Annotated in this window: 8 protein-coding genes; 2 read left to right on the forward strand and 6 right to left on the reverse strand. The window is 56.0% G+C overall.

The window, feature by feature from the left end:
• Positions 1-66: 66 nt before the first annotated feature.
• Positions 67-1,545 carry an FkbM family methyltransferase gene (locus FY156_17035; protein UXS03271.1) on the forward strand — a complete coding sequence of 493 codons (1,479 nt, stop codon included), beginning with the start codon at positions 67-69 and terminating at the stop codon, positions 1,543-1,545.
• Between the two features lie 93 nt (positions 1,546-1,638).
• Here FY156_17035 and FY156_17040 read toward each other — a convergent pair whose 3' ends face one another.
• The 4 genes from FY156_17040 to FY156_17055 form a co-directional block, all read right to left on the reverse strand.
• Positions 1,639-2,628, reverse strand: a complete 990-nt coding sequence (locus FY156_17040) for a tripartite tricarboxylate transporter substrate binding protein (protein ID UXS03272.1) — start codon at positions 2,626-2,628, stop codon at positions 1,639-1,641.
• A gap of 125 nt (positions 2,629-2,753) precedes the next feature.
• Positions 2,754-3,449, reverse strand: coding sequence for a superoxide dismutase (locus FY156_17045; protein ID UXS03273.1), 696 nt, complete (start codon positions 3,447-3,449; stop codon positions 2,754-2,756).
• A gap of 156 nt (positions 3,450-3,605) precedes the next feature.
• The gene (locus FY156_17050) at positions 3,606-3,926 is read right to left on the reverse strand and encodes a hypothetical protein (GenBank protein ID UXS03274.1); all 321 of its coding nucleotides are present in this window, start codon (positions 3,924-3,926) and stop codon (positions 3,606-3,608) included.
• 162 nt (positions 3,927-4,088) lie between these two features.
• Complete coding sequence (locus FY156_17055; GenBank protein ID UXS05130.1) at positions 4,089-4,982, reverse strand: lytic transglycosylase domain-containing protein; 894 nt, start codon at positions 4,980-4,982, stop codon at positions 4,089-4,091.
• A gap of 204 nt (positions 4,983-5,186) precedes the next feature.
• On the opposite strand from FY156_17055, the gene FY156_17060 reads away from it, so the two are divergent.
• The gene (locus tag FY156_17060) at positions 5,187-6,995 is read left to right on the forward strand and encodes a diguanylate cyclase (GenBank protein ID UXS03275.1); all 1,809 of its coding nucleotides are present in this window, start codon (positions 5,187-5,189) and stop codon (positions 6,993-6,995) included.
• Between the two features lie 264 nt (positions 6,996-7,259).
• Here the strand turns inward: FY156_17060 and FY156_17065 are convergent, their stop codons facing one another.
• The gene (locus tag FY156_17065; GenBank protein UXS03276.1) at positions 7,260-8,357 is read right to left on the reverse strand and encodes an acyltransferase; all 1,098 of its coding nucleotides are present in this window, start codon (positions 8,355-8,357) and stop codon (positions 7,260-7,262) included.
• A 177-nt stretch (positions 8,358-8,534) separates the two neighbouring features.
• Entirely contained in the window at positions 8,535-9,839 is a 1,305-nt protein-coding gene (locus tag FY156_17070) for a carbohydrate ABC transporter substrate-binding protein (protein ID UXS03277.1), read from the reverse strand.
• Positions 9,840-9,860 lie beyond the last annotated feature (21 nt).

Below are 9,860 nucleotides of genomic sequence, written 5' to 3' on the forward strand. Positions count from 1 at the left end.
TTCGCACAACGAAAGTAGATCATTGATGTTTTGATCATCTGTACGGCTCACCATGAGGCGCGAAAAATGGACTATGTGGGACTGGAATCCTGGACGCAGCAAACCAGGGATTATTTTGCCGCTCCTCAAAGGGGAAAGCTTGCCTCCTGTTTTAGGAATGTCTCGGTATGGGAAGCGCAGACAGTTGTTATTGACTTCGAGTTCAACGGTCTGCGGATTGCCGTAGACATAGGCCCTTCCCTCGAAGGTAAACGCGCTGTCGAGCTGGTACTCCGCGCTGACAGTCTTGGACTTGACTGGACCATTTTCGGGGAACGTTCCAGATCTCACGTGAGATTGTTTTCCCATGAAAGCATGGACCGTCTGCCAGACACTCTGAAAAAGATCGAAGATGTCATTCTCAGGGTTATTGATCTCAGCGAAGCTCATCTGCAGGAAATGACCGAGCAATTGACATCCTGGACGCAGCGGGCAACAGACTATTTCGGTAATCCGCAAAGCACAAAATTGGCCTCCAGCTATCGAAAAGCCTGGGTCTGGTCGACACACACGCTGGTCATTGATTTCGAGTTCAACGGTTTACGGATTGGCGTAAACATTGACCCCGCACGAAACGGCGAGCATGCGGTGGACCTCGTGCTACGGACCGAACAGTTGGGGATCGACTGGACGCGCTTTGGCGAGCGAAGAGGCTCACATGTGCGGGTGTTTTCCCACAGTGGCTCTGATGACTTGTCGGTCGCGTTCAAACGTATTGATGACATCCTCCAGCTGATCATGGATGTGAGCAAAGCTCGTCTTGAGGAGTTGGCCTATCATCGTCGGTACGAGGGAACGATCTCCAGCTTTTTTTATCTGAGGAACGAATTTACGTTCTTTGTCTCAAATCCCAATGATGCAATCCAGCGGCACCATGCCCAGGGTCAGCTTTATGAAATTGAGGAATTGAACATCATCAGAGAACACGCCGGCAATGCACGGGTTTTCTACGATATTGGCTCCAACGTTGGAAATCACGCTGTCTTTATGGCGAAGGTCCTGAAGGCGGAAAAGGTTGTCGCGTTCGAAGCCAACCCGCTCACCGTCGAGATGCTGAAACTAAACATTGCTCTCAACGGTGTAGTTGCGTGTTTTGATGCCTCGTATCTCGGCATTGGCCTCGGTGAGACAGAGGGGCGTTTCACGCTTCATACTCCCGTCAACAACCTTGGCGGGACGCGGCTTCGATCCGCACCGACGAACTCAGGGCAAGCCGTTTCCGAGGTTCAGGTTGCCGTTCGCCCACTCGATGCATTGTCACTCGGGCACTTGCCTGACTTTGTGAAGATCGACGTTGAAGGAATGGAGATTGCCGTTTTGAACGGGATGAGGAATACCATTCAGAAGGCAAAACCGCGGATGTTCATCGAGGTCGATAACGTCAATGCAGCGGCTTTCGACCAATGGGTCATTGAGAACGACTACGAGAAAATAGCCCGCTTCAAGCGCTATCCCTCAAACGAGAACTTCATGATTGCTCATCGCAGCAGTCAGCATCTGGTTTAGGCGCGTTATTGGCGGCGCGCGACCACCTCTCGAATGAAGGAGAGAGAGGCTAGACCTTACAGTCTAGCCTCTCCGTTATAAACCCGTGCCAGATCAATCCATCTGGACGTTAGCGTCTTTCACAACAGGCCCCCATTTGGCAATTTCCGCCGAAACATGGGTCTTCAATTCTTCAGGTGATGAGCCAACGATTTTCGCGCTGAAATCGGCCATGCGGGCGGCAACAGCAGGGTCGGCAAGGGCCTTCTTTGCGGCCGCATTGAGCTTGTCGATCGCATCGGCTGGCGTGTTGGCCGGCGCGAAGAGCGCATTCCAGGTATAGGTCTCATAACCCGGCACCGTCTCGGCAATCGTTGGCACGTCCGGGAACGACGATGCACGTTCGGCGGTCGTCACGCCAAGTGCCCGAAGTGTCCCCGATTTGATATGGCTGGAAGACGAGGGCAAGTTGTCGAACATGATCGAGATCTGGTTGCCGAGAAGATCATTCAGTGCTGGCCCGGCGCCCTTATAGGGAACATGCTGCATGCTGACGCCCGTCATGCTCTTGAAGAGCTCGCCTGAAAGATGAAGGGGGGTGCCGTTACCGGATGAGGCGTAAGAATATTTGTCGGGCTCGGCTTTGAGCAGTGCGATCAGTTCCGCGACATTGTTGACCTTGAGTTCCGGGTTGACGACCAGCACGTTCGGCACGACGACGAGCAGCGAGACGGGGGCGAAATCCTTTTCCGGGTCATAGGGCTTTGTCTTGAGAATGAGCGGGTTCAAGGCGTGGGTCGCGACGGTCCCCATCAAGATCGTATACCCATCCGGGTCGGCTCGAGCCACGCGATCGGCGCCGAGATTTCCACCTGCGCCAGCGACGTTTTCAACGACAATTTGCTGGCCAAGCTCATCCCCCATTTTCTGGGCGATGACGCGCGCCACGACATCCGTCGATCCGCCCGCGGCAAATGGCACGACCAGCGTTATAGTTCGTTCTGGAAAACTTTGGGCGCTCGCAGGCATTCCCAGGAAAGATAACGACGCTGCACCAGCGGCAAGTTTCAGCAACATCCGCCGTTTCGAAAACCGGTTATTCATGAACCCTCCTCGTGTGTGGCCTCCTCGCCACGCCAGTATAGTAGCCAAACTTGTCTCAAGGGCAACCCGCAGGAAGTCTTAGCTTCCCACGGGTCCGAGAGATTACCGCTGTGGGCAAACTGGGCTTAAGCCTTTATACGTTCCTCGATGACACGCCAGTTGATCAGCTTGTCGAGAACCGCTGCAATGTGATCGGCCTTGCGGTTTTCATAGTCCACGTAATAGGCGTGTTCCCAGATATCGATACCGAGATAGGCTGGGCGGCCAACGGCGACGGGATTGTTCCCATCTTCATAACCGATAAGCGCGAGCCGATCGTCGTCACCGCGCGTCAACCAGACCCAACCGGTTCCAAATACAGTGTCTGAAACGTCGACTGCGCGCTTGATAAAGCCGTCGTATCCCCCGAATGCGGTGTCTATTGAAGTTGCAAGATCGCCTTGTGGTCTGTTCGGTCCACCTGGAACAAACTGATCCCAATAAGCGACGTGGTTCCAGGCCTGGGCAGCGTTGTTGAAAATCTTGACTTCGCCCTCGGCTTTGGATGTCGCGGCCTGCCGGACAATTTCGTCCAGTTCCATATCGGCATAGCGGGTGCCTTGTGCGAGCGTGTTGAGCTTATCAAAATAGGCCTTGTGATGTTTGCCGTAATGCAAACCCACGGTTTTAGTAGAAATAACCGGAGCCAAGTCCCCTTCCCCGAACGGAAGCGGTGGCTGTTTCAGTGGCAAGGCCGCACGGGCAACATGGGGTTGGGAAAACATCGTGGAAGCTGCCGCTGCCACACCGGCTGCAAGAACTGTTCGTCTTGTGATCGTCATGGGGTCCTCCTGAGGAAACTAAGCCAAGGAGAACCAACAAAGTCAGCACAGGTTGCCTTCACGATCCCGTGCTGGCGTTATTCTAGACATTAAACAGCTATCAAGCACCTCCCTGGCTTCTCGTCCAGGGAGGTGCCCGAAGCATGTTCGCCGAACTTACCAGCGATAATGATCGCGTCCGTCTCTCCAGTCCCTGCGGTCGCGCCATTCGCGCCACTCGCGTCGGGCCTGGCGTTCGCGCCACTCGCGACGGGCTTCCCAACGGTCTCGGCGATCCCAACCACGCTCATAGCGCGGAGGACCATTCGGACGGCAGTAGCCCCGCGGCGAGAGGTGAAATCCACGGCCGCATGCATAGTCCACCTTCTGGATGTGGAATACCGAAGGGGCAGAAGGTTGACCGACGGGCATCGCGTTTGCGGCCGTGCCAAACAGGGTGCCGAACAGCAATCCGGCGGTGATAAACATCTTGTGCATCTCATCTCCCTCCTTGTGGGATGAGTGCGATTTAGCGCTACGGCCAGTGAACTGCAGGTGAATGAAAAGTGATCTTTTCGTGGCACCGCCACCGGACCGCCTCAGTTCCATTGTCGGCATATTTCTGGTGGTGATCTTTGCCAGATTACCCGCGAATACTCCCTAGCGATTGCGAAACACGGTGCAGGATCCACCGCCGTTCTTGATCCGTCCGCACAGCTCGTTGGCCTCTGCTCGAGTCTCGCGGCCAATGCGTGCGGCGTAACGAGGGCGCGAACCAAAATTTCCGCCGCGCTGGCGAACGAGCAGCGCTCGTTCCGCATTCAACGGTTCCGGCAACCTGACGATTGCTCGCGTAAACAGACGGCTTGCGACATGCGGATTATAATGCGCCGAAAGTTGCACACCCCATGGTGCCCAGTCTGCTGACGCCAACAGGACGGGGTCGCGCATTGTTCGGGTCACTGCGAGCCGGACACAGGCTTCAAGAAAAGGCCTATTATCATCGAGAGCGGGAGCAACGCGCTCGGGCGGCATTTCTTTCCAGGTTTCGACGGGATAGCCCGTGATTGCGAAGACATAATCGCGGGTCTCGGTGGGAAGCCGCCCCTTGTCGATGAAGGTCCGTAGTCCCGCCTCGCCGGCGTTATACGCTGCGGCAGCCAGGCCATAGTTTCCGAACCTTGTGTTCAGTTCGGCAAGGTAGGCTGCTGATTTTTCCAACGCCTCGACAACGTTGAAGCTGTTTTCAAGTCCGCGCAATTTCGCAGTCCCGGGCATAAACTGTGCGATACCTTCTGCCCCTTTGGGGCTGACCGCGTCAGCGCGAAACAGGCTTTCACGCCATATCAGCCTCGCAAAGTAATCCGGGGGCACAGCGTGGCGCAAAGCCAGCACCTCGATTGCGTGACAAAGATCATTGTCATAGCTCTCTGCACGGATGCAGAGCTCGGGAGCGACCTCATGTGCCGAAAGACAGGAACCCTCGCTCTCGGTTTTTGGCTCCGAGGCTGCAGCATCTGTAACGATGCCCAGCGCGCAGACGCTCAGAACCAGCAGGCTGCCCGTGAAGCGATTGACCACGCCATCTCCCTATCATTCAAGGCGCAACACGCTCATTATTCAACAATCTTCGGTGTCTGCCTAGTCTTTGCCCGCAACACGGGCCCAGCATCCCATCTAAGAAACCTGCCCTTCCAGGACAAAAAGCCGGATGCGTTTCTTAATCCTCCCGAAACCGGCGTTTTCTATTATGAGCATATGCGAATAAGTACGATCACCAATTGGGCCTATGGCATTACCGTTGTCCTGACTGCCCTGTCGGCAGGGGCATTCATCATGGCGTCTCGAAGCGCCAACGATGAGCGTCTAGCTGTCGAGGAGCGTCTGCGGCTCGACGAACTGGTCGAGGATCTGGAAATCGGCGCTGAAGTTCGCAGCGACGAAGCGCGACTTTATGTGATGCGCGGCGAAAAGCGCCATCTGCAAGCCTTTGAGAGTGGCGAGAATAACGAGAAACGTCTTGAGGAAGCGGCCGCGCGCCTTGAGGAGCACGGCCTCAATCAGGCCGAATCCAACGCATTGAAGCAACTGACGGTCGATGCCGACGCTCTTGATGCGCTCGAGCGGTCTGCAATTGCAGCCTACGGAAACGGCGACACATCCGGCGCCCAACAGGTGCTTTTCGGTCCAGAGCATGAGAGGCTACAATCCGATCTTTTTGGTCAGGTCAACACATTCCGAGCTCTTGTCGATGCGCGCACGGGTGCCGCGTTTAACACTGCGCGCGAATTTGCAGACTGGTGGAGCCTGGCCGCTCGGGCAATCCTTGGCCTGACTGGCGCCCTCTTCCTGGCGGTCCTTTATTTCATCCTGAGACGGCGCATCACCATGCCGCTCGCGCGCATGACCGGGATTGTAAGCCGTCTGGCAAAAGAGGATTACGCCGTCGAGGTACCACAGGACCGACGGCTCGATGAGATCGGCGAGATGAACAAGGCGATCCTCGTTTTCCGGGAAAACGGACTGGAGCGGGAACGTCTGGACGCGGAGCGGCGTGCGGATCAGCAAACGAAAGACCTGCTGCTGCAAATGATGCACAGGCTTCAGGCCTGCCAGACGGAAGCCGAACTCGCAGATATTGTCGCCCGTTTTGCACCGCAGATCTTTCCGGACCATGCCGGCGGCCTCTATATTTTGAGCAACGACAAATCGATGCTCAATAGGACTGGAAGCTGGCTAGACCCGCAACATTCAGATCCCGCGTTTACCACGGATGCCTGCTGGGCCCTGCGTCGCGGTCGCCCACATGTGAGCGGTGTCGCGGCCACAGATGTTCCCTGCCAGCACCTCCACGACGAAGAAGCGGAGACCTTGTGCATCCCGTTGACGGCAATGGGCGACATGATCGGGCTTCTCTATCTGGAAAGGCCAGAGCACAGGCCAACCGCCAATGCCGGTGCACAGCTTTATCTTGAACTGATTGCCGAGAATGTCGGGCTTGCCATCGCCAACCTGCAACTGCGCAACACGCTGACAGACCTCGCTGAACGGGATGCGCTGAGCGGGCTCTATAACCGTCGGTTCCTCAATGAGAGGCTCGAGCACTATAGAAAATCCACGTCGGAAAACAGCCTCGCCTGCCTGATGATCGATATCGACCACTTCAAGCGTTTCAACGACATGTTTGGTCATGATGCGGGAGACATGGTGATCCAGCATGTCGCTCAGATCATCCTCAATACGCTCCGCGATCGCGGCACGGCCTTCCGGTTCGGGGGCGAGGAATTCACCGTCCTCATTCCTGATCGTGGAGAAGATGACTGTTACGCATTGGCCGAAGAACTGCGTGAAAACGCCGGCCGGGCACATCTCTCGCACGACGGACGCCCGCTCGGCCGGATTTCGATTTCGATTGGCCTGGCCATTTCACCCGAAGATGGCCCTGCTCAAACGCTTGTAAGCCGCGCCGATGCAGCGCTCCTGATGGCGAAGGCGAAGGGCCGCAATCTGACGGTCCGCGCGGCCGAAACTGGTGAGCTATCAAGCGGGGGCCATCTTGAAGGGTGATGCATTCTTGCAACTGTATGTGCGAATTTCGTGGAAAACTAATATTTATAGCAGAATTCCCGCTTGGCAGGCCCTCTTCACCACGCAAGTATGAGTCGACCGCGGACGTCTGTATGGAGGTTTTTATGACGTACGATTGGGACGGACGAAAGACACGCAGCCTGAGGGCCGTGAAACTGACGATCATCAGCCTGACAGCACTTTTCGTGCTGACGGCACCTATACTCGCCTACCATTGAGGCGAACCAATTCTGATTAAAAAATTCAGGCAGTCTGACGGCTCGTGGCTCTCGCCCTGAGCCGTTTTTTCAACCACGCCTGTACGGGTTGGTCGTACCAGACCGTGAGAGCCCATGAGAGAACCACGACAGCAGCAATAAAGGCGTAGCCGTAGAGGCTCGCGGTTTTACCTTGGGTAAGGCTGGGCAGAAGGAACACTGTCCAGGCAAGGAGCGGGATATGCAAGACGTAAACCGCGTATGATGCCGTACCAAGGAATGATGAAAAGGCGCCGACAATCTTGTCCGGCACCGTTCTGCTCGCCAGATAAAGCAGGACCGGCCACCCAACCACGACCATAGCCAGATCGTAGAACGGCCGCACGGCGCGCGAGATCGGCAAAGCAAGCACCAGGCACACAAAGGCCAGGTAGAGCAACGCGCTGACTGGCGCGATTTTGGGAACGTGGTCGCGAAAACGATAGATCAACACGCCAACCAGGAAGGAAAAGAACACCCGTCCCATGCCGGCGTACATTTCATGCCAACGGAAACCGGCGTGAAGCTTGCCGAATTCAATGGCGGCAACGACCAGCAGGCAAAGGCTAAAAAACACGACGCCCAGGATGAAGCGCAAACTCGCACGCACACCCCAGCGCGCGTAGAAGGTGTTTACCACCAGTTCGTTGAATAGCGACCAGGCCGGGCTTACGAGAAAAAGCGCGCCGTTGAGAGTAATCGTGAAGGGTGCCGGGAGGAAAAGCAGACCTGTCAGGAGTACAACCCCAAGCTCGGCAAGATTTACTGGCCTGTGGAGGTCATCAATCGGGGTCGGCAGTCCGAGCACATAGAGGCAGACGAAAAACGCAGCCATCAAGAGAAGTGAAAGAACATAAAGCGGATAGAGACGGAAGAAACGCGCTGTCATGAATGTAGCGGGTGACGTCATTCCGTCGGCAAGCTTCTTTCCGTAGGCATGTGCGAGGACGAAACCACTCAAGGCGAAAAACAGGTCGACAGCGAGGTAGCTGGATTCCTCAGGCCTGCCGAAAAATAGCTCTGCATGCCGGTGTACGATGAAAAGGGCAGCCACGCCCCTAATCCCATCCAGCAGAACGAACCGTTCCGGCACCGATATGGCCATCTTCAAAAACCCGAAGCAGAAAGACTGTTGAACAAACGGCGAATGCCTACTTTCGGTTCATTGCACCGTCTCGGCGAACGTTCAAGACACGATCCGTTGTAAATAAAAAAGACGCCGGAAACCGGCGTCTCATGATTTTAAGGTGCCTGTTGGCCGCCATGTCGCATCAGGGACAGTTTATCCCCGTTTGCGGAGTGTTCTGGTGCCGGTATCAACGAGGTTCTGCGCAGCCTCATCGACGCTTGCGCGCCCAAACGCGAGTGAATCGGCAATCGGCCGCATGACACCGCGGTCAAATTCGTTTGCGCCGATCGGTGCGGGTTCCGGGTATGGATCAAGCTTTCCGGAGAGACCTTCAATATAGTCTACCGTCTTGCGCTCCGTCTCGTTGAGGCTCGGCAGAACGGCCTCGCGTACGGTCTTGGAAGGTGGCACGCCACGCTCGACACCGAGGACCTTGCCAGCCGCAACGTCATTGACAAAGAAGCTGATGAACTTCGCCGCCTCTTCCGGTTTGGTTGAAGTTGATGAAATAGACCAGATCAGCCCGGGACGGTAATAGTGCCCGGTCGGTTTGCCTTCACCTTCGCCTGGCAACATGCCCACCGAAAGCGTCTTCTTGTTCAGCTGCTGATACCCGACCAACTGATTGGAGTAGGCAAACCCGATTGCCGAATTGCCAAGTGTCAGGGAATTGGATTCGATCGTATTGTCATCTCGGGTCTGAATGTCGGCCGAAACTGCAAGGCCAGCCTGCCTCAGATCTTCCCAGTAGGCGAACCACTCTTTTGCGTCTTCCTTGTTGAACCCGATGGTTCCGTCCTGGAAGAGCAGCTTGCCGCGCTGGCGCAGCCAAACGTCGAAGACGTAGTGGTAGCGTCCACCGTAGGGGACGGCCCAGTAATTGCGCCGCGCTGGCGCATTTTTCTTGTAGTCCTTTGCCAGTTCGGCAAGCGCTTTCCAGGTGATCTGTTCCTTTGGAATGGAAACGCCGCCCTCTTTCAGCGTCTCGGCGTCATACATCATGCAAAACGAGTTCAAGCCGAGACCGACGCCATAGAGCTTTCCGTCGATGCGGCAAAGGTCGACTTCTGTCTTGCCGAAACCTGACAGATCAAGCGAGGAACCGACGAACTTGTCGAGCTCCATGCAGGCCCCACGGCCGGAATAGTCAGCGATCGTCGAGGGCTCGAGCTGGAAAATATCCGCTACATTGCGACCGGCCATAGAGGTTGCAAGTTTGGTCCAGTAGTCGGAGCCGGCGATCATTTCGCCGCTGATCGCCGTCTTAGGATCTGCTTTCTGATAAAGCGAGATCACCTCATTGGTGCGCCGGCTTCGATCGGCCGATCCCCACCAGACACACCGCAACCGGTTTTCCTGAGCCTGCGCGTTGAAGGCGCCGACCGTTGCACCAAGCCCCAGGGCCCCTACCCCCATTGCCGCTGTCATCAAAAACTTACGTCTGTCGATAGTTTGCATCTGCTCCTCCCGCGTTTTGCA

It is taken from the genome of Agrobacterium tumefaciens (assembly GCA_025559845.1).
GTDB lineage: Bacteria > Pseudomonadota > Alphaproteobacteria > Rhizobiales > Rhizobiaceae > Agrobacterium.

Bases quoted from the DNA above. Each gene is read 5' to 3' on its own strand.
- FY156_17070 (UXS03277.1), bottom strand. From the start codon at position 9,839: ATGCAAACTATCGACAGACGTAAGTTTTTGATGACAGCGGCAATGGGG.
- FY156_17050 (UXS03274.1), bottom strand. From the start codon at position 3,926: ATGCACAAGATGTTTATCACCGCCGGATTGCTGTTCGGCACCCTGTTT.
- FY156_17035 (UXS03271.1), top strand. From the start codon at position 67: ATGGACTATGTGGGACTGGAATCCTGGACGCAGCAAACCAGGGATTAT.
- FY156_17060 (UXS03275.1), top strand. From the start codon at position 5,187: ATGCGAATAAGTACGATCACCAATTGGGCCTATGGCATTACCGTTGTC.
- FY156_17045 (UXS03273.1), bottom strand. From the start codon at position 3,449: ATGACGATCACAAGACGAACAGTTCTTGCAGCCGGTGTGGCAGCGGCA.
- FY156_17065 (UXS03276.1), bottom strand. From the start codon at position 8,357: ATGGCCATATCGGTGCCGGAACGGTTCGTTCTGCTGGATGGGATTAGG.
- FY156_17040 (UXS03272.1), bottom strand. From the start codon at position 2,628: ATGAATAACCGGTTTTCGAAACGGCGGATGTTGCTGAAACTTGCCGCT.